This is a genomic window from Bacillus sp. JJ1566 (genome assembly GCF_036962685.1).
Classification (GTDB): Bacteria; Bacillota; Bacilli; order Bacillales; family Bacillaceae_L; genus Ferdinandcohnia.
In genome coordinates, this window is the sequence record NZ_JBALOP010000016.1 from 54674 (window position 1) to 73415 (window position 18742).

20 protein-coding genes and 1 other annotated feature are annotated in these 18742 nt (G+C 39.1%); all 20 genes read right to left on the reverse strand.

Annotated elements, in window-relative coordinates; all coding sequences use genetic code 11:
* Positions 1-11 precede the first annotated feature (11 nt).
* Positions 12-437, reverse strand: a complete 426-nt coding sequence (gene rplK, locus V7112_RS08210; RefSeq protein WP_229141879.1) for a 50S ribosomal protein L11 — start codon at positions 435-437, stop codon at positions 12-14.
* A gap of 170 nt (positions 438-607) precedes the next feature.
* On the reverse strand, positions 608-1141 hold the full coding sequence (gene nusG / locus V7112_RS08215) for a transcription termination/antitermination protein NusG (RefSeq protein ID WP_335417578.1): 534 nt from the start codon (positions 1139-1141) through the stop codon (positions 608-610).
* A 150-nt stretch (positions 1142-1291) separates the two neighbouring features.
* Entirely contained in the window at positions 1292-1474 is a 183-nt protein-coding gene (gene secE, locus V7112_RS08220; RefSeq protein WP_335401729.1) for a preprotein translocase subunit SecE, read from the reverse strand.
* A 36-nt stretch (positions 1475-1510) separates the two neighbouring features.
* Positions 1511-1657: a 50S ribosomal protein L33 gene (gene rpmG, locus V7112_RS08225; RefSeq protein WP_010284985.1), complete on the reverse strand. Its 147-nt coding sequence runs from the start codon at positions 1655-1657 to the stop codon at positions 1511-1513.
* Positions 1658-1796: 139 nt separating this feature from the next.
* Entirely contained in the window at positions 1797-2450 is a 654-nt protein-coding gene (gene sigH, locus V7112_RS08230) for an RNA polymerase sporulation sigma factor SigH (RefSeq protein ID WP_335417580.1), read from the reverse strand.
* Positions 2451-2591: 141 nt separating this feature from the next.
* On the reverse strand, positions 2592-3101 hold the full coding sequence (locus V7112_RS08235; protein ID WP_335368555.1) for an NYN domain-containing protein: 510 nt from the start codon (positions 3099-3101) through the stop codon (positions 2592-2594).
* 5 nt (positions 3102-3106) lie between these two features.
* Positions 3107-3850: a 23S rRNA (guanosine(2251)-2'-O)-methyltransferase RlmB gene (gene rlmB, locus V7112_RS08240; RefSeq protein ID WP_335417582.1), complete on the reverse strand. Its 744-nt coding sequence runs from the start codon at positions 3848-3850 to the stop codon at positions 3107-3109.
* Between the two features lie 17 nt (positions 3851-3867).
* Positions 3868-4275 (reverse strand): Mini-ribonuclease 3, encoded by a 408-nt coding sequence (locus V7112_RS08245; RefSeq protein WP_335417584.1) that lies wholly within the window; start codon positions 4273-4275, stop codon positions 3868-3870.
* Positions 4276-4278: 3 nt separating this feature from the next.
* Entirely contained in the window at positions 4279-5676 is a 1398-nt protein-coding gene (cysS, locus tag V7112_RS08250) for a cysteine--tRNA ligase (RefSeq protein ID WP_335417585.1), read from the reverse strand.
* Complete coding sequence (gene cysE, locus V7112_RS08255; RefSeq protein WP_335417607.1) at positions 5657-6313, reverse strand: serine O-acetyltransferase; 657 nt, start codon at positions 6311-6313, stop codon at positions 5657-5659. The genes cysS and cysE overlap by 20 nt, the downstream gene beginning before the upstream one ends.
* 193 nt (positions 6314-6506) lie before the next feature.
* Positions 6507-6766 (reverse strand) — a binding site (T-box leader).
* Between the two features lie 46 nt (positions 6767-6812).
* Positions 6813-8270, reverse strand: coding sequence for a glutamate--tRNA ligase (gene gltX / locus V7112_RS08260; protein WP_335417587.1), 1458 nt, complete (start codon positions 8268-8270; stop codon positions 6813-6815).
* A 59-nt stretch (positions 8271-8329) separates the two neighbouring features.
* Positions 8330-8812: a 2-C-methyl-D-erythritol 2,4-cyclodiphosphate synthase gene (gene ispF, locus V7112_RS08265; protein ID WP_335417589.1), complete on the reverse strand. Its 483-nt coding sequence runs from the start codon at positions 8810-8812 to the stop codon at positions 8330-8332.
* Positions 8813-8963: 151 nt separating this feature from the next.
* Positions 8964-9650, reverse strand: a complete 687-nt coding sequence (gene ispD, locus V7112_RS08270; RefSeq protein WP_335417591.1) for a 2-C-methyl-D-erythritol 4-phosphate cytidylyltransferase — start codon at positions 9648-9650, stop codon at positions 8964-8966.
* 13 nt (positions 9651-9663) lie between these two features.
* Positions 9664-10755 (reverse strand): PIN/TRAM domain-containing protein, encoded by a 1092-nt coding sequence (locus V7112_RS08275; RefSeq protein WP_335417593.1) that lies wholly within the window; start codon positions 10753-10755, stop codon positions 9664-9666.
* A gap of 282 nt (positions 10756-11037) precedes the next feature.
* A complete protein-coding gene (gene radA / locus V7112_RS08280; protein ID WP_335417595.1) occupies positions 11038-12408 on the reverse strand; it encodes a DNA repair protein RadA in 1371 nt (456 codons plus the stop codon).
* A gap of 79 nt (positions 12409-12487) precedes the next feature.
* Positions 12488-14941, reverse strand: a complete 2454-nt coding sequence (gene clpC, locus V7112_RS08285) for an ATP-dependent protease ATP-binding subunit ClpC (RefSeq protein WP_335417597.1) — start codon at positions 14939-14941, stop codon at positions 12488-12490.
* Positions 14938-16035 (reverse strand): protein arginine kinase, encoded by a 1098-nt coding sequence (locus tag V7112_RS08290; RefSeq protein WP_335417599.1) that lies wholly within the window; start codon positions 16033-16035, stop codon positions 14938-14940. Before V7112_RS08290 ends, clpC begins: the two co-directional genes overlap by 4 nt.
* 3 nt (positions 16036-16038) lie before the next feature.
* Positions 16039-16584, reverse strand: a complete 546-nt coding sequence (locus V7112_RS08295; protein ID WP_335417601.1) for a UvrB/UvrC motif-containing protein — start codon at positions 16582-16584, stop codon at positions 16039-16041.
* Positions 16585-16801: 217 nt separating this feature from the next.
* Entirely contained in the window at positions 16802-17263 is a 462-nt protein-coding gene (locus V7112_RS08300; protein ID WP_335417602.1) for a CtsR family transcriptional regulator, read from the reverse strand.
* Between the two features lie 180 nt (positions 17264-17443).
* Positions 17444-18145 carry an MgtC/SapB family protein gene (locus V7112_RS08305; RefSeq protein WP_335417605.1) on the reverse strand — a complete coding sequence of 234 codons (702 nt, stop codon included), beginning with the start codon at positions 18143-18145 and terminating at the stop codon, positions 17444-17446.
* Positions 18146-18742 lie beyond the last annotated feature (597 nt).

The window sequence follows — 18742 nt, forward strand, 5'->3', positions numbered from 1 at the left end:
ACAACTAGGAATTAGTCTTCAATAACAATTCCCATGCTACGAGCAGTACCTTCAACCATACGCATTGCAGATTCAACACTTGCCGCATTTAAATCAGGCATTTTTGTTTCTGCAATCTCGCGTACTTTATCACGCTTAACTGTTGCAACTTTATTACGGTTAGGTTCACCTGAACCAGACTCAATACCAGCCGCTTTCTTTAAAAGAACTGCAGCAGGAGGAGTTTTTGTAATAAATGTAAATGAACGATCTTCATAAACTGTGATTACAACAGGAATAATTAAACCAGCTTGTTCTGCTGTACGAGCATTGAACTCCTTACAGAATCCCATGATATTAACACCTGCTTGACCTAACGCTGGTCCAACTGGTGGTGCTGGGTTTGCTTTACCCGCTGGAATTTGTAATTTAACCTCTTTAATTACTTTTTTAGCCACGAGACACACCTCCTTAAAGTCCGTGATGTGGTAATAGGGGTTTACCCTCCCACTCATCTATTCTTTACATTCAATAAAGAACGGTTATCATAACTAGTCTTGAGTATTTCAAGACATACTGACCTATGCAATATTACCACTTTTCAATTTCAATATCAAGTTTTTCTTGATTAGATTTTTTCAATTTGTGTAAAATCCAATTCAACTGGTGTTTCACGACCAAACATGTTTACAAGGACCTTTACTTTTTGCTTATCTACATCAAGATCTTCAATTGCACCAGTGAAATTTGTAAATGGACCCTCTTTTACACGAACTGTTTCTTTCAATTCGAAATCCACTTCCATTGGTCTTTCATCCATTCCCATTCTCTTAAGTAGGAACGTAACCTCTTCCGGTAATAGTGGTGTTGGTTTTGAACCAGAACCGGCCGATCCAACGAAACCTGTTACTCCAGGTGTGTTACGTACAACATACCAAGAATCATCGGTCATGATTAGTTCAACTAATACATATCCTGGGAATACTTTCTTTTTAACAATTTTCTTCTTCCCATTCTTAATTTCTGTCTCTTCTTCTTCTGGTACCACAACGCGGAAGATTTTATCTTGCATGCCCATTGACTCGACACGTTTTTCTAAATTTGCTTTTACTTTATTTTCGTACCCTGAATACGTATGAACAACATACCAATTCTTTTCCATAAGCTAGGACTAACTTGTCCTTCACTCCCTTTACCTAAGTTTAAAATCGTTTGACGTTCTATTTTTTGCAATTAAAAAAACCCGTACCCGGGCTTTTTCCTAAAACATTCTTTATTCTCTATCCATCATTATACCATGAGTGTACAGTGTTTATTCAAGTACTAAACGAATTAATTCGGAAATTCCAAGATCAATCACGGCAAAAAACACAGATACAAAGATTACCGTAGTTAACGTAACAATTGTATAGCGTGTGAGTTCCTTTCTCTTTGGCCAGCTTGTTTTCTTCATTTCTCGAACTACTTCACGAAAAAACTTGGTTAAGCGTTTCATCCATGTAACCTCCAACTTTATCAAAACAGTCCTAATCTATTTCGTTTCACGATGATTCGTGTGAGAATTGCAAGTCTTACAAAACTTCTTCATTTCAAGTCGTTCAGCTGAAGTGCTATTCTTCATGGTGGAATAATTTCTACTGCCACATTCCACGCAGGCTAAAATTACCTTTTTTCGCATTTTATCACCTTCTATATAAAATGCTACTTGCATCTTTATTTTTTAAAAAAAGTCTCAATTTCCTTAAAAATGTAACACAGGCTTGATTTGTATGTCAATACCAGCCATCATCTGTAATTAACGGTAAAAAACGGAATTTTTATAATTTAATTTCTTGAATTTCTAAATACCGTTCTAATTTACGTTTAACACGCTGGAGTGCATTATCAATCGATTTAACATGTCGGTTTAGCTCCTCTGAAATCTCCTGATAGGATCTACCGTCCAAGTATAAGGATAATACTTTGCGCTCTAAATCACTTAAGAGCTCTGCCATTTTTAATTCAATGTCATCAAACTTTTCCCTATTAATGATTAATTCCTCAGGGTCCAAAATCTTCGCACCTGAAATAACATCCATTAATGTACGGTCAGATTCTTCATCATATATCGGCTTGTCCAACGAAACATAAGAGTTTAGAGGAATATGCTTTTGTCTTGTCGCCGTTTTAATCGCAGTAATAATTTGACGTGTAATACAAAGCTCCGCAAACGCTTTAAATGAAGATAGCTTGTCCTCTTTAAAATCGCGAATCGCTTTGTATAAGCCTATCATACCTTCCTGAACAATATCTTCACGATCTGCTCCAATCAAAAAATATGATCTGGCTTTTGCACGTACAAAATTTTTATACTTATTGATTAGATAGTCCAATGCCTCACTTTCTCCAGCATGAACCAATTCCACGACTTCCTCATCCTCTAGTCGGTCATAATATAACCTGTTGCCATAATCATCGAAGCTTGAACTCACACCGATCCCTCCGACCTACCTTAGATGTTGTTTCCTGCCAAAAATAGGAATTACTGTCTTGCATTATCTGGTAATCCCTACTATCATAAAATTCTTTATCTAGAAATATTATACAGGAGTGCTTTTCCAAGCGTCAACCGCTCATCGCTGTCCTCGACGCCATTTTTCAAATATTTCTGCAATTTCGTCGGAAAGTGGAATTTTTGACACGCTTTTTTCTTGATAGGTTGTCTTGACATCCTTTTGAATTCCAGACTCCACGACTTCCATCTCGGTTAATAATTCTCTTGCCGATTTTCGTAAAGCCCCTTGTCCGAAAATCTGCCATTGCTCCGTAAAATCCGAAGTCGCTACATGGATTTGTGTTTTGATATTGCTTAATTGTTTGGCAAGCTTTTCGATTCGTTCATCAGCCGTCTCATTTTCACGGGTGAAAATGACTTCAATCTTTCGACTTTTCGTTTTTGTTTCAATTCCTGGTACGAGGTGTGCATCAAATACAACAATCACCTTATATCCTGTATACGCCTGATATTCAGCCATCTTTTCGATTAATAAATCACGCGCTGCTGAAAAGTCCTTTGTTTTAAGAAGACGTAGTTCTGGCCAAGCACCAATTATGTTGTAGCCATCGACTAGCAGGATATCCATTTGGTTTATTCCCCTAACGGATTCCGCTTACGATATACCTCATACATAAGTAGACTTGCAGCAACAGAAGCATTTAAAGAGGTTACTTTTCCTTCCATCGGTAATCTAAGGAGAAAATCGCATTTTTCCTTCACGAGACGCCCCATGCCTTTGCCCTCACTGCCAATTATTAAGCCAATCGGCATTTTACCATCGACATTTCGATAATCCTCTTTACCCTTTGCATCTGTTCCAACAATCCATACACCACGGTCCTTTAATTCATCAATCGTTCTTGCTAGATTCGTTACACGCGCAACTGGTATATATTCAATCGCTCCCGTTGAGGCTTTCGCGACTGTCGCTGTTAAACCAACTGCTCTTCTTTTCGGTATGATAACCCCATGTGCCCCAACTGCATCAGCCGTACGAAGAATCGAACCAAGGTTATGAGGGTCCTCTAACTCATCTAACAGAATAATAAATGGAGCTTCATTTCGTTTTTCCGCAACTGCCAATATATCATCAACCTCAGCATACTCATATGCCGCTACTTGCGCGACAACTCCTTGATGATTCCCTTCAACCATTTGGTCAATCTTCTTTTTCGGAACAAATTGAACCATTACATTTCTTTCTTTTGCAAGAGAAGTAATCTGATTCATTTGCCCTTTATTCGAGCCTTCTGCAATCCAAATTTTATTAATATCCCGCTCTGATTTTAGTGCCTCAATTACAGGATTTTTTCCAATCGTATAATCACTTGCCATTTCTTTTTCCTCCTTTCTTAAGATTCAATGATTCGAAATGCTTCTTCAACAACGGAATAAATTCTATCTGTATCATTTTGTAAAAAAAGATAACCTAGTAAAGCTTCAAATGCAGTGCTGTATCGGTACGTCTGGACATCTGTATTTTTAGGGATGGTCCCACTCTTCGCGTTGCGGCCCCTTCTAATTACCCCTTGTTCCACTTCAGAAAAAAACTCTTCATCCAGCATCTTGTGAATCACAGCGGACTGAGCTTTGGCTGAAACATAATGCTTCGCCTGGTTATGAAGTTGGTTGGGTCTCACGCTTCCCTTTTGCAAAAGGTAATGCCGTACATACGTTTCATATACGGCATCACCCATATAAGCAAGAGCAAGACTATTTAATTGATGGCTATCAATTTGATTGTCTGATAAAAACTTCATTGATTATCCTCTTTTCCATCTTGTCCCTTGAGGAGTGTCTTCAAGAATTATGTTCATGGCTTTTAACTGGTCACGAATTTGATCAGATAAAGCAAAGTCGCGATCCTTACGTGCTTGGATTCGCTTGGCGATTAATTCCTCGATTTCCTCATCAAGTAATTGTTCACCCTCTAATTTTAGCCCAAGCGTATCAAACAATACCTCGAACTCTTGTAAAAAGGCTTCGATGACTTTTCCTGACGTGTTCTTCTCCTGTAAATAATAATTCGCTTGTTTCGAAAGGTCGAACAAAACAGAAATTGCGTTAGCTGTATTAAAGTCATCATCCATCGCGACAATAAATTCATTACGGAAAGCAGCTATTTTTTCTAACCATTCTTCATCATTATTTGTTAGATTTGTACTGCTTTCTAAACGATGCTTTAAATTTGTATAAGAGGTACGTAATCGTTCTAACGCATTTTTTGTACTTTCTAGTAATTCAAGGTTGTAGTTAATTGGATGGCGATAATGAACAGACAGCATGAAAAAGCGTAATACCTGTGGGTCCACATCTTTAATAATATCGTGAACCAATATAAAGTTCCCAAGAGATTTTGACATTTTTTCATTGTCAATATTAATATAGCCGTTGTGCATCCAATAGTTTGCAAATGTCTTACCATTCACTGCTTCTGATTGCGCAATTTCGTTTTCATGATGGGGGAATGCTAAATCCTGACCACCTGCGTGAATATCAATCGTTTCACCCAAGTATTTCTTAGCCATCGCTGAGCATTCAATATGCCATCCTGGACGGCCATTACCCCATGAGCTTTCCCAGTAAATTTCCCCAGGCTTCGCACTCTTCCATAGCACGAAATCAAGGGCATCCTGCTTTTTATCTCCTACTTGAATTCTCGCACCAACACGAAGTTCATCAATGGATTGGTGTGAAAGCTTTCCATATTCCTTGAATTCTCTTGTACGATAGTAGACGTCACCTTCCGATTCATAGGCGTACCCTTTTTCAATCAGAGCTTGGATGAAATCAATGATAATATCCATGCTTTCTGTTACCCTTGGATGAACATCTGCCTTTTTGCATCCTAGGGCTGACACGTCCTCAAAATAAGCATTGATAAAACGCTCCGCAATCGTTGGCACATCTTCTCCTAATTCATTTGCTGCTTTGATTAATTTATCGTCAACATCTGTGAAGTTGGATACATAATGAACGTCATAGCCTCTAAATTCAAAATAGCGACGGACTGTATCAAATACAATAGCAGGGCGTGCATTCCCTATATGGATATAGTTATAAACGGTCGGACCGCACACATACATTTTTACCTTATTTTCTTCAAGTGGTTTAAACTCTTCCTTCTTTCGTGTTAGCGTATTATATATGTGAATGGGCATTATCCTTTGCTCCTTCCTTTTGGTGTATTTCCTCTTTTAGGCTTTTTATTTCATTTTCTAGTTCTCTGATTTTATCTAAAACTGGGTCTGGTAAATCCCGATGATTTAAATCCTTGCTATTTCTAATTTTGACCCCATCTTGAATCACAACTCTACCAGGTATCCCGACAACCGTCGAATTCGGAGGAACATCTTGCAGAACAACCGAACCCGCTCCTACCTTTGAATTTTCTCCAATTGTAATCGATCCTAATACTTTTGCTCCTGTTGCAATAAGGGCGTTGTCCTTAATTGTGGGATGTCGCTTTCCTTTTTCTTTCCCTGTACCGCCAAGTGTTACACCTTGAAACACGGTCACATTATTCCCGATTTCACACGTTTCACCAATTACTACACCCATGCCATGGTCAATAAAAAAGCGGCGGCCAATCTTGGCTCCAGGGTGAATTTCGATTCCAGTGAAAAAACGGCTAATTTGCGACACCATTCTTGCTAAGAAAAACATCTTCCGTTTGAAGAGAAAATGCGCTACACGATGTGCCCAAATGGCATGCAATCCAGAATAAGTCAAGATTACCTCAAAATGAGTTCTCGCCGCTGGATCCTGTTCAAATACAACCTCGATATCCTCTTTCATTCGTCTAAACACGGTCAACCCTCCTTATTAGAAAAGCGCAGGCGCCTTGCTCAGCCCCGACAAGCACAAGACCGGCGCTGACAGAAGGTGCTTTTTACCTTCAGAAGCGATTGACTTGTGACCTCGAGGGGCTAGGCGCTGAAGCTAGACATTACCTTTTTCGATAAAATAAAAAGCGCCCCTGTGTATAAAACACAGAGACGCTACGTTCACGCGGTTCCACTCTGTTTAGGTAATGATAACGAACATTACCTCAACTTAATCTCTTAACGGTGAGACGCCGCTTTTATCTACTTCGTTGACGGTTCGATAAAAGACTCAAAGGTGCATTTCAATAAGTATTTTCCTTAAACCACTTTCAGCCGGTGATGGTTCTCTCTGTTCGTATCTGCTTCGTTTTCGCAAATACTTTAAAGTAAATGACTTATTTACTCTCCTTATCAACACTTTTACAATATAAATTTATTTAACTATACTATATTACATTTTCAGCCAGATGTTAACTAATTAAACTCTTTAGGCGAGAAATAATTTTTTCTTTTCCTAAAAGATGAATCGCTTGTGGCAGATCGGGACCATGAAGCTGACCAGTTGCAGCTGCACGAATTGGCATGAAAAGGTTCTTCCCTTTTTGCCCTGTTCCTTTTTGAACGGCTTTAATGGCTGCCTTAATCTCATCGGCACCAAATGTTTCAAGACTTTCAACCTCTTGTAAAAAGGCCTTTAATACTTCAGGAACAGTCTCACCTGAAAGAACTTCCTTCGCATCTTCCTCAAGTGTTACTTCATCCTTAAAGAAAAGACCGGTGAGTTCAACGATTTCCGCACCATAGTTCATCTTTTCTTGGTGCAGGGCAATTAAGTCGCGTGCCCATTGCTTGTCAGCATCACTTAATGGCTCACTCAATCTTCCTGCTTTGATTAAATGTGGCAATGAAAGCTCAACTAAGCGATCAAGATCAATATTTTTCATATATTGATTGTTCATCCATTTAAGCTTATTTGTGTCAAATACAGCCGGTGATTTAGATAGACGTGCCGGATCAAAAATATCAACAAACTCTTCTTTTGTATGAAGCTCTTCTTCTCCACCTGGTGACCAACCTAATAACGTAATAAAGTTAAATAAGGCCTCAGGCAGGTATCCAAGTTCCTCATATTGCTCAATAAATTGAATAATCGATTCATCACGCTTACTAAGCTTTTTATGGTTTTCGTTTACGATTAATGTCATATGTGCATACGTTGGAATATTCCAATCAAGTGCTTCATATACCACCATTTGCTTTGGAGTATTTGAAATATGGTCTTCCCCGCGTAATACGTGTGAAATTTCCATTAGATGGTCATCAATAACTACTGCAAAATTATAAGTTGGAGTCCCATCCTTCTTCACGATTACATAATCGCCCATGCCTTCAGATTCAAAAGAAATTTCACCTTTTACCATATCATTAAACGTGTAGACCTTCCCTTCAGGAATAATGATACGAATACTTGGCTGTCTTCCTTCACTTACTAAAGCTTCCTGTTGGTCCTTAGTTAAGTGACGGCATTTTCCTGAGTAATGAGGTGTCTCACCACGTGCCATCTGCTCTTCACGTTCTTGTTCAATTTCTTCTTCTGTACAATAGCATTTATAAGCGAGTCCTTTTTCAAGAAGCTCCGTATAATATTTTTGATAAATCTCATTACGTTCTGATTGACGATATGGCCCATACTCGCCACCAACATCCGGTGCTTCATCCCAATCGATTCCAAGCCATTTTAAATATTTCAGCTGACTTTCTTCGCCGCCTTCAATATTTCGTTTCTTGTCTGTATCTTCAATACGGATGATGAATTTTCCGTTTTGGTTTCTTGCATATAGATAATTAAATAAGGCCGTTCTTGCGTTTCCTATATGTAAATGTCCTGTTGGACTTGGTGCATAGCGCACACGTACGTTATTTGACATTAAAGTACCCTCCGTTACAACGCATAGTATCTTTTAGATATTTTAACACAATACTTGAATCAGTTATCTACCTTTTGGAGCAAGACCGCCACCTGTGCGGCAATTCCCTCGCCACGACCAGTAAAGCCTAATTTTTCAGTCGTTGTCGCTTTCACATTCACGAGTGTTGGATCTGCTTCTAGCAACTGGGCAACCCGGGCTCTAATTTGTTCAATATATGGAGCCATCTTTGGTTTTTGAGCAATAATCGTGCAATCGATATTCCCAAGTCTATAGCCCTTTTCCTTTACCAATTTCCATACATGCTCTTGAAGTTTTGCAGAATCAGCATCCTTGAAATTCGGGTCAGTATCTGGAAAATGCTTGCCTATATCTCCTTCTCCGATCGCCCCAAGGCAGGCATCAGACACGGTGTGAAGTAACACATCTGCATCCGAATGTCCTAGTAATCCTTTTTCATATGGAATGGTAATTCCACCAATAATTAACGGGCGGCCTTCAACCAATTTGTGAACATCAAAGCCCTGTCCAATACGAAACATGGGTATTCCCCCTTTTTAAATAGTTTTTTGTTGTCTAGTTCCAGGTGCCATCGGCTCTATGGTCTAGCCAATCGCTTCGGAAGGTAAAAGGCACCTTCTGTCAGCGCTCAATTTATGCTTGTCGCCGATAAGCGCACCTTGCACTTTTCTATTAGTTTGTCCAGCTTTGTAAAATCGCTTCCGCAAATACTAAGTCATCTGGTGTTGTTAGTTTTATATTTAAGTAATCGCCTTTAACAATATATACTTGTTTTGGGATTCTTTCAACGAGACTAGCTTCATCTGTACCAAGATACGCTTCTTTTTTAGCCAACTTATGAGCTTCTTGTAAGATAGAAACATGAAAAGCTTGTGGGGTTTGGATGGCCCACAAGCTAGAACGTTCAACTGTTTCTTCTACATATAAATCATGAGAGACACGTTTGATTGTATCCTTTACGGGAACCGCTAGCACGGCTGCACCCTTTTTTGTTGCTACATTAACTAGCTCATGAACATGCTTTCGTTTCAGGAATGGTCTTGCACCATCATGAACTAACACAATATCTGTATTCTTCACTGCTTGCAAGCCATTATAGACACTATACTGGCGCTCACCGCCACCCTGTATGAAAGAAATACCCTTTTTGATGTGATACGTTTGGACCAACTCTTCAAAAATGCGCTGTTCATCCTTATTGATGACTAAAATAATTCCAGAACACATTGGGTCATGTTCAAAAACTCGTAATGTATGAATAATAACTGGAATTGATGCCAATTCGATGAATTGTTTATTCTTTCCTGCGTTCATTCTTTTTCCTTGTCCTGCCGCAGGGATTACAACCTGATAATCCACCCCGTAACGCCCCTTATAATGCTTTCTCAAGTAATTTTGGCTTTGCGAAAATCATTCGACCCGCTGATGTTTGTAAAACACTCGTTACAAGGACATCAATGCGCTTCCCGATATAATCACGGCCCTCTTCTACTACAATCATCGTACCGTCATCTAAATATGCGACACCTTGATTATGCTCTTTTCCATCCTTAATGACTTGAACGCTTAACTCTTCACCAGGTAATACCACTGGTTTCACCGCATTCGCAAGATCATTAATATTCAACACTGCCACATTTTGCAGCTCACACACTTTGTTTAGGTTAAAGTCATTTGTCACGACTACACCCATCGTTAATTTCGCAAGCTTGACTAACTTACTATCAACCTCTTGAATATCGTCAAAATCGCCTTCGTAGATTTCAACCTTGATTGATAGTTCTTTTTGAATTCGATTTAAAATATCTAGTCCTCTTCTACCGCGGTTTCGTTTTAACACGTCTGAAGAATCGGCAATATGCTGAAGTTCCTCTAACACAAACCGAGGAATGACGATTGTTCCTTCAAGAAATCCGGTTTGGCATATATCCGCGATACGTCCATCAATAATAACACTTGTATCTAAAATTTTAAGTTTTTTCGCTTGCGGGTTTACTTCTTCTTCCTCTAAGCTTTTCTTCTTACCTGCTCGGTTAATAGAGAATAAGTTCACAAGCTCATCCCGCTTTTTAAAACCAACCTGGAAACCTAAATATCCTAAAAGCAGGGTAATGAAGATAGGAAGCACTGTATTAACAACCGAAAATGAAATACGGTCTAATGGAATCACAATTAAAAACGCAACAATTAGTCCCGAAATCAAGCCTAAGCTTCCAAATAAAACATCTGTAACAGGAGCTTTGATCAATGACTCTTCAAGCCATTTAATTAACCCTACAATATAATCTACTAACCAAAAAGTAACAATAAATAATATAATAGCACCTAAAATCGCAAGCGTATATGAATTATTTAGATATGGAATATTGTCGATATTTAACAGCTTCAATAAATCCGGTAGATAAACAATTCCAATCATACCTCCGACGATTAGAAAAAAGAGCTGCACAATACGTTTTAACATTCCTTCACCTCCTCCTATTCATTATCATTATAAACACTTTATAATAATTGAAACCTACAATAAATAGCTTTTTTCAAAATGTAAACAGAATGACATAGATGTGTAAAGCGCTACTCATATATTATTTTTAAATCCTAACAAAATTATTACTTCTTCGGTAAAAAATTATTTTTCTTGGCGATATTATGGAAATATGGATGTCCATCTATTTCACACTTACTATACGAATAAAGAAATAAAAATGTTTCATTTTGAATGAATTTTTTAACATGCCATTTTAGATTATTTTCCTAGTGTATGTTGAATGGCTTGCCTAATATCACTCACACCTATAACTTCGATTCCCTTTGGAATGGACCAACCGCCTAAATTTCGTTCAGGAAGAATCACTCGCTTAAAGCCAAGCTTTGCCGCTTCCTGGACCCGCTGCTCAATTCGTGAAACACGTCTTACTTCTCCGGTTAAACCAACTTCTCCAATAATGACATCTGCTGGATTAGTCGATTGATCTCTAAAGCTAGAAGCAATACTCAAGGCAACCGCTAAATCAATCGCTGGTTCGTCTAGCTTTACACCACCTGCGACCTTCAAATATGCATCCTGATTTTGCAGGAGAAACCCTGCTCGTTTTTCTAATACAGCCATTAATAAAGACACCCGGTTATGGTCTATACCAGTTGCCATACGGCGTGGATTACCAAAACTAGATGGTGATATCAATGCTTGAATTTCAACAAGAACGGGTCGTGTACCCTCCATTGAAGCGACAACGGTTGAACCTGCAGCACCTGCTGAACGTTCCTCAAGAAAGATTTCAGAAGGGTTCGCAACTTCTTCAAGACCGGTTTCCTTCATCTCAAAAATACCCATTTCGTTCGTTGAACCAAAACGGTTTTTTACAGCACGTAAAATTCGATACGTATGATGACGTTCCCCTTCAAAATAAAGAACGGTATCAACCATATGCTCTAGTAAACGCGGACCTGCGATATTCCCCTCTTTCGTAACATGACCCACGATAAAAATGGCAATCCCGTTAGTCTTCGCAATTCGCATTAACTCCGCTGTACATTCTCGCACCTGGGAAACACTTCCGGGAGCAGAGGTAACCTCAGGGTGATAAATGGTTTGAATGGAATCAATAACAACAAAGGATGGATTTAACTCGGTAATTGTCTGGGAAATAAATTCAAGGTCTGTCTCTGCTAAAACATACAATTGATCAGAGGAAACCCCTAGACGGTCAGACCTTAGCTTCGTTTGTTTGACGGATTCTTCTCCGGAAATATATAAAACTTTGTTTTGTTTGGCTATTTGTGAGGATACTTGAAGCAGCAAGGTAGACTTCCCGATACCTGGGTCACCGCCAATTAAAACAAGTGAACCCTGGACGATTCCGCCGCCAAGAACTCGATTAAATTCCTTGTTTGTTGTATACATCCTAGGTTCATTTACTGACTCGATCGAAGTGATTGGTGAAGGCTTGCGTTGAACTGTGGGACTTGAATGAGCAAAAGCACCTTTTCTAGCTGGTTTATGTAGAGTTTCCTCGACTAATGAATTCCACTCACCACATCCGGGGCATTTTCCCATCCATTTTGGTGATTCATAGCCACAGGATTGACAGGTAAATTTTGTCTTTGTTTTTGCCATTGACATTAATCCTTTCCTTTGAAAAAAAGAGGTATACACGAATCGACTATTGATGTATACCTCTCTTACAATTGCTTTTTTATTTCACTATTGCCTTTGTTTCTTCGGCTTCTTTCGTATGGATCACGAATTCTCCATTATCAAAGTCCATTACAATTTTCTTTCCTTTTTCGATATTACCTCGTAATAATTCTTCAGACAAACGGTCTTCAATTTGTTTTTGAATCGCGCGGCGTAATGGACGTGCTCCGTATTCTGGATCATACCCTTCTTCAGCAATTCGGTCTTTAGCAGCTTCTGTTAATTCAAGCTCGAACTCTTGCTCCCTCAGACGTTTTGTTAACTGATCTCCCATAAGGGTAACGATTTCTCTCAAATGTTTCTTCTCTAGCGAGTGGAAGACAATCGTTTCATCGATACGGTTAAGGAACTCCGGACGGAAAGCTTTCTTTAGCTCTTCCATTACTTTATCCTTCATGTTTCGATAATCTTGTTTCTCATCGTCAAGCGCAAAGCCGACATATTTGTTTCGCTTTAATGTGCTAGCCCCAACGTTAGACGTCATAATTAAAATCGTATTTCTAAAATCAACCGTACGCCCCTTAGAGTCCGTCAAGCGACCATCCTCTAGAACTTGAAGTAAAATATTGAACACATCTGGGTGCGCTTTTTCAATTTCATCTAGCAGGACTACAGAATATGGCTTACGGCGAACCTTTTCTGTTAGTTGGCCACCTTCTTCATAGCCTACATATCCCGGAGGTGAACCTACTAGTCTCGATGTTGAGTGTTTCTCCATGTACTCAGACATATCTACGCGAATCATCGCATCCTCATCGCCAAAAATAGATTCAGCTAAGGCGCGTGCTAATTCTGTTTTCCCGACCCCTGTTGGTCCTAGGAAAATGAAAGAACCTGTTGGGCGCTTCGGATCCTTTAAACCAGCACGTGAACGTCTTACAGCCTTAGAAACCGCCTTAACAGCCTCTTCCTGACCAATTACACGTGAATGAAGAATCTCTTCCATGTTTAGTAATTTATCAGCTTCTGTTTGTGCTAGCTTTGAAACAGGGACTCCAGTCCAGCTTGATACGACCATTGCAATGTCATCAACTGTAACCTCAGAATTCTCTTGACCCTGCTTTTCCTTCCAGTTTTTCTTCGTTTCTTCTAACTGCTCACGAAGGCGTTGCTCTGAATCTCGTAATGAAGCAGCTTTTTCAAATTCCTGACTTTGAACAGCCGCATCCTTTTCCTTACGAACCTCTTCAAGCTTTAGTTCAAGCTCCTTTAAATTTGGCGGAGCTGTATATGAACGAAGACGAACCTTCGAACCAGCCTCATCAATTAAATCAATCGCCTTATCCGGTAAAAAGCGATCTGAGATATAACGGTCTGAAAGCTTCACCGCTTGAATGATTGATTCGTCAGAGATGGATACTCTGTGGTGTGCTTCATAACGGTCACGCAATCCCTTTAAAATTAAAATGGATTCCTCTACAGTTGGTTCATCCACCTGAATTGGTTGGAAACGACGCTCTAGAGCAGCATCTTTTTCAATATACTTTCTATATTCATCTAATGTTGTGGCACCGATACATTGCAGTTCGCCACGAGCAAGAGATGGCTTTAAAATATTTGATGCATCAATCGCACCCTCGGCACCGCCAGCACCGATTAATGTATGAAGTTCATCAATAAATAGAATGATATTGCCTGCTTGGCGAATTTCATCCATTACCTTTTTCAAACGATCCTCAAATTCTCCACGGTATTTCGTACCTGCAACAACAGTACCCATATCAAGTGTCATCACACGCTTATCGCGAAGTGTTTCTGGAACCTCGTTGTTTATAATTTGCTGAGCTAATCCTTCGGCAATAGCAGTCTTACCGACACCAGGCTCCCCGATTAAAACAGGGTTGTTTTTTGTACGGCGGCTAAGTACCTCAATTACACGTTGAATCTCTTTACTACGTCCAATCACTGGATCAAGGCTTCCTTCTCTTGCAATCGCCGTAAGATCACGTGCTAAGCTATCAAGGGTTGGCGTATTGGCATTTGCAGAACCTCCGCCATGATGCCCTGATGATGACTCATTGCTTCCCAATAATTGTAGAACTTGTTGACGAGCTTTATTGAGGCTTACTCCAAGATTGTTTAACACTCTTGCAGCAACACCTTCGCCTTCACGAATTAACCCAAGGAGGATATGCTCTGTTCCAACATAGGAATGACCAAGCTTACGTGCCTCATCCATCGATAACTCAATTACCTTTTTAGCACGCGGTGTGTAATGGATGGTCTGTGAGCCTTCCTGGCCTCGACCAATTAAGGCTTCTACCTCTTTTTGAATTTTTTCAGGACCTAACCCTAGTGCAAGCAAGGCCTTGGCAGCGATTCCTTCGCCTTCACGAATAAGACCTAATAATACATGTTCAGTTCCAATATTGTTATGTCCCAATCGTACAGCTTCCTCTTGAGCTAACGCTAGCACCTTCTGTGCACGCTCAGTAAATCTGCCAAACATCATAACCCATCACCCTCCATGTCAGTAGTCTTATTTTTTTCTAGCTTCAATCTTTCTCGAATAATAGACGCCCTTCTGACGTCTCTTTCATTTGGCCTTAATGCCCCACCAGCATACACCTGTAAGAATCCAGGTTGAGTTAAAATCATGAGTTCATTAAGGATGGTTCGTGATATATCCTTTATATAGCCTAGGTCAATACCCAATCGAACGTCTGACAAACACTTAGCTGCTTCCTTCGATTCAATGATCCGACTATTAGCTAAAACCCCGTAAGAACGAAATACACGGTCCTCCAACTGAATATTAGAAGTCTTCAAAAGTGCTTCTCGTGCGGAGCGCTCTTGTGCTATCAACTGTGCAACTACACTCTTTAAATCTTCCACAATATCCTCTTCCGTCTTTCCTAGCGTGATTTGGTTTGATATTTGAAAAATATTTCCTAACGCCTCACTGCCTTCACCATATATTCCTCTTACAACTAAACCCAGTTGATTGATTGCTGGAATGATACGACTCATTTGATGTGTAAGGATAAGTGCTGGAAGATGCATCATAACAGATGCTCTTAGTCCTGTTCCCACATTTGTTGGACAGCTTGTTAAATATCCTCTTGTTTCATCAAATGCATAATCAACATGTTCTTCGATCCAATCATCTAAATTATTGGCCACCTCTAAGGCCTGCGATAATTGTAACCCTGGGAATAAACATTGTATTCGGATATGGTCCTCTTCATTAACCATGATGCTAATTTCTTCATTTTCAGATAAAAGACAAGCTCCAAACGGAGAATTTTCAGCTAAATGTGGGCTTATTAAATGCTTTTCAACCAATACCCTTTTTTCAACGGGCTGAAGCTCCATCATTTTCAATAACTCAAATTCTCCAATAGAGGGAAAACTCTTTCCCACAAAACCTTTTTTAAAGACATCTACAATTTGCCCGGCCTCTTCATTTGAATAAACCGTTGAGAAGGGCACATTTTTCAGATTTCGAGCAAGTCTAATCCGTGAACTTAAGACAATATCTGAATCAGGACCTTCTTGACTCATCCAAGCACTTAAGGCTTGATTGATAAAATGCTCAAGTGACATTGATTAAACCTCCCCTTCTTTATAACCACTCAGCTTTTTTTCTAAGTCCCTTACGTGGTCACGAACATCTGCGGCTTTTTCAAATTCCTCTAACGAAATGTATTCCTGCATCTTTTGCTTTAGTTGTTCAATCTCTTTCCGAATATGGAAGGAGCCTCCGATTCGTTTTGGAATTTTCCCTGTATGATGTGTATTGCCACTATGCAGACGTTTTAAAATTGGGGTAAGTTGTTTTTCAAAGGTCGGATAGCAATTTGAGCAGCCAAAACGACCTACCTTTGCAAATTGTTGAAAAGTCATTTTACAGTTCTCACATTGTAAAACTTCATTTTGTTGAAATGCATTTTGCTTTGAGCCTGTATGTGGCTCAAACTGAAGAAGTCCTGCTAATAAGTTATCTATTGAAAAGCCAGATGTGCCTGGAAACATGAACATCTCACTTTTTTCCTGAACACAATGTTCACAAATATGAATTTCTGTTTTTTCACCATTAATAACCTTTGTAAAATGAAATGTCGATGGGCGTTGATTACATTCTTGGCATATCATAGTAACACCTTCCTACTTAATCAAATGCGCCTTGGCGTATTTGCGTCCGATTTTTTTGGCCTACAATATGGTAGGTCACAAAGACGTTGCCACAGGACGTGGCGTTCTTAGTCTTTGATCCTAAGCTCGAAAAGTTTCCTTTGAAAAACCGTGGCATCCGCCAGAGGCTTTAACTTAATTCAGCATGGGGTTGACCTTGCTGGATTAAGTTAATTTTTTACCTATACATGAGGGATGTAAGCATTGCCTTTAACATTCTTGCTCTTAATTCATCCCGATGTGGAAGCTCTATAAACAAGACAGAACGGTCAATTACACTCAGCATGATCTTCGCCTCTCTTTTCGAGATAACCTCCTCCTCAATCAACCGCAAAATGACATCTTCAGCACTTGTTTGAGAGATTCTTTTATCTATTAGACGTACGAGCTGGTTAATCAAATGAGAGTCGTCATTTGATTTCACCCTCATAATCCGAATGTAGCCTCCGCCACCTCTTTTACTTTCCACCAAATAGCCTCTCTCTAACGTAAACCTTGTATTTATCACATAGTTAATTTGAGATGGGACACATTCAAATTTATCGGCAATCTCACTTCTTTTAATCTCAACTATAGCTCGATCACTTGTATCAAGAACACTTTTTAAATAATGTTCAATGATATCAGATATATTCCTCACTATGACCACACCTCACCTTGACTTTGACTATATTTGACTATAATTATAATATAAAATGACTGCACTAATTTTTCAACTGTTTCGCATTTGAAATTGAAAGTCGGAATAGGCAATCATTTACCATTTGTGATGCTATACTATCCTATACTTTCCAAATTTGGTACACCTCTAAACACCAAATTAGAAAATTTTTTGTACCATTTCCTGCTTTGACATTTCCTCATACAATCGTAAACGTTCATTTTTACTGGCCACTTCCACATCAATTGTATATTGGCAATTATTATCCGTTTTATCCTTTGAATACTTAATATTAAAATCCCTTACCTTAAAACCATTATCCTTAAATAATTTTAAGATTCCTGAAAATGAGGAAATATCCTCATTAATAATGATATGTACAACTTTCCGTTTTCTGGATTTAAAAAAGAATTCTTCAAATCTGTTTAAGAAAATCAAACTCAGTAAAACTACAATTGTTGTTAAAATAGCTGGAGCATACATCCCAAGCCCGATGATTAGGCCTAAGCCAGCAACAACCCAAATCGATGCTGCCGTAGTTAACCCACGAACCGTTGCATCCCTCACCAAAATCGTCCCCGCACCCAAAAACCCAATCCCACTAATCACATATGAAGGTATACGTGCCGGATCAAAGCGGACATTTGTACTCATCTCCAAATAAGGTTGAAATCCATAAATAGACATCAGCATCATTAAACAAGAACCGACCCCAACTAATAAATGTGTACGGAATCCAGCAGGGTGCTTATGGACCTCTCTCTCTAATCCAACTAACCCACATAATAACGCTGCCATAAAAATACGAATCGACATCGTTAAAAATTCCTGAGTTTGGAACGATGCAATAAAATGTGTCATTGCTACATCTCCCCTGTTCTAAAGATCCTGTATCTAAAATATTCGATAGGTAATCAAAATCCCCTTTATATAAAAAGAAAAAAGACAGTGTTTTATAATTATACGATTCGTCTAAAAAGTTTATGATTTTCCGAAGACTCTTTTTTAGAATAGTATTTCGGTCTTAGGAATATAGACATTTTTATCATGAACAAACCGATTTAAAATATAGATAATTTTGCATGTGTAAAATTTAACATTTAATAAAGGATGGCTTTTAAAAAATGGGACAAATGTTAGTGGATGTTCCGCGGTGAATTATATGGCCTTTAAAGATTGATCTTATCTAAAATTTTTTGGTCTATCGGTTGGAAGATTACGCAAGATGATGTACTGATTATGCCGTTTGCGGTATATCATTTATTGGTTTTCGGGTCCGGCGATATACCGATTATGCCGTCTTGTGGTATATCATATATCGTTTTTCGGTTGAGCGATATACCGATTACGCTCTTGCGGTATACCATTTTACCGGAAAATCTCCGCCTTTTTTTCCTCTTCTGGTTACTCGATAAACAAAAAAGACCAACCTTATTGGCTGATCTTTTTTGGTGCCTA

Excerpts from the sequence above, each read along its gene's own strand:
- radA (WP_335417595.1), bottom strand. The coding sequence starts at position 12,408 with ATGGCAAAAACAAAGACAAAATTTACCTGTCAATCCTGTGGCTATGAA.
- rpmG (WP_010284985.1), bottom strand. The coding sequence starts at position 1,657 with ATGCGAAAAAAGGTAATTTTAGCCTGCGTGGAATGTGGCAGTAGAAAT.
- cysS (WP_335417585.1), bottom strand. The coding sequence starts at position 5,676 with ATGCCCATTCACATATATAATACGCTAACACGAAAGAAGGAAGAGTTT.
- V7112_RS08275 (WP_335417593.1), bottom strand. The coding sequence starts at position 10,755 with ATGTTAAAACGTATTGTGCAGCTCTTTTTTCTAATCGTCGGAGGTATG.
- gltX (WP_335417587.1), bottom strand. The coding sequence starts at position 8,270 with ATGTCAAATAACGTACGTGTGCGCTATGCACCAAGTCCAACAGGACAT.
- V7112_RS08245 (WP_335417584.1), bottom strand. The coding sequence starts at position 4,275 with ATGAAGTTTTTATCAGACAATCAAATTGATAGCCATCAATTAAATAGT.
- clpC (WP_335417597.1), bottom strand. The coding sequence starts at position 14,941 with ATGATGTTTGGCAGATTTACTGAGCGTGCACAGAAGGTGCTAGCGTTA.
- V7112_RS08235 (WP_335368555.1), bottom strand. The coding sequence starts at position 3,101 with ATGGATATCCTGCTAGTCGATGGCTACAACATAATTGGTGCTTGGCCA.
- nusG (WP_335417578.1), bottom strand. The coding sequence starts at position 1,141 with ATGGAAAAGAATTGGTATGTTGTTCATACGTATTCAGGGTACGAAAAT.
- ispF (WP_335417589.1), bottom strand. The coding sequence starts at position 8,812 with ATGTTTCGTATTGGACAGGGCTTTGATGTTCACAAATTGGTTGAAGGC.
- V7112_RS08290 (WP_335417599.1), bottom strand. The coding sequence starts at position 16,035 with ATGTCACTTGAGCATTTTATCAATCAAGCCTTAAGTGCTTGGATGAGT.
- secE (WP_335401729.1), bottom strand. The coding sequence starts at position 1,474 with ATGAAACGCTTAACCAAGTTTTTTCGTGAAGTAGTTCGAGAAATGAAG.
- V7112_RS08295 (WP_335417601.1), bottom strand. The coding sequence starts at position 16,584 with ATGATATGCCAAGAATGTAATCAACGCCCATCGACATTTCATTTTACA.
- V7112_RS08305 (WP_335417605.1), bottom strand. The coding sequence starts at position 18,145 with ATGACACATTTTATTGCATCGTTCCAAACTCAGGAATTTTTAACGATG.
- rlmB (WP_335417582.1), bottom strand. The coding sequence starts at position 3,850 with ATGGCAAGTGATTATACGATTGGAAAAAATCCTGTAATTGAGGCACTA.
- cysE (WP_335417607.1), bottom strand. The coding sequence starts at position 6,313 with ATGAAAGAGGATATCGAGGTTGTATTTGAACAGGATCCAGCGGCGAGA.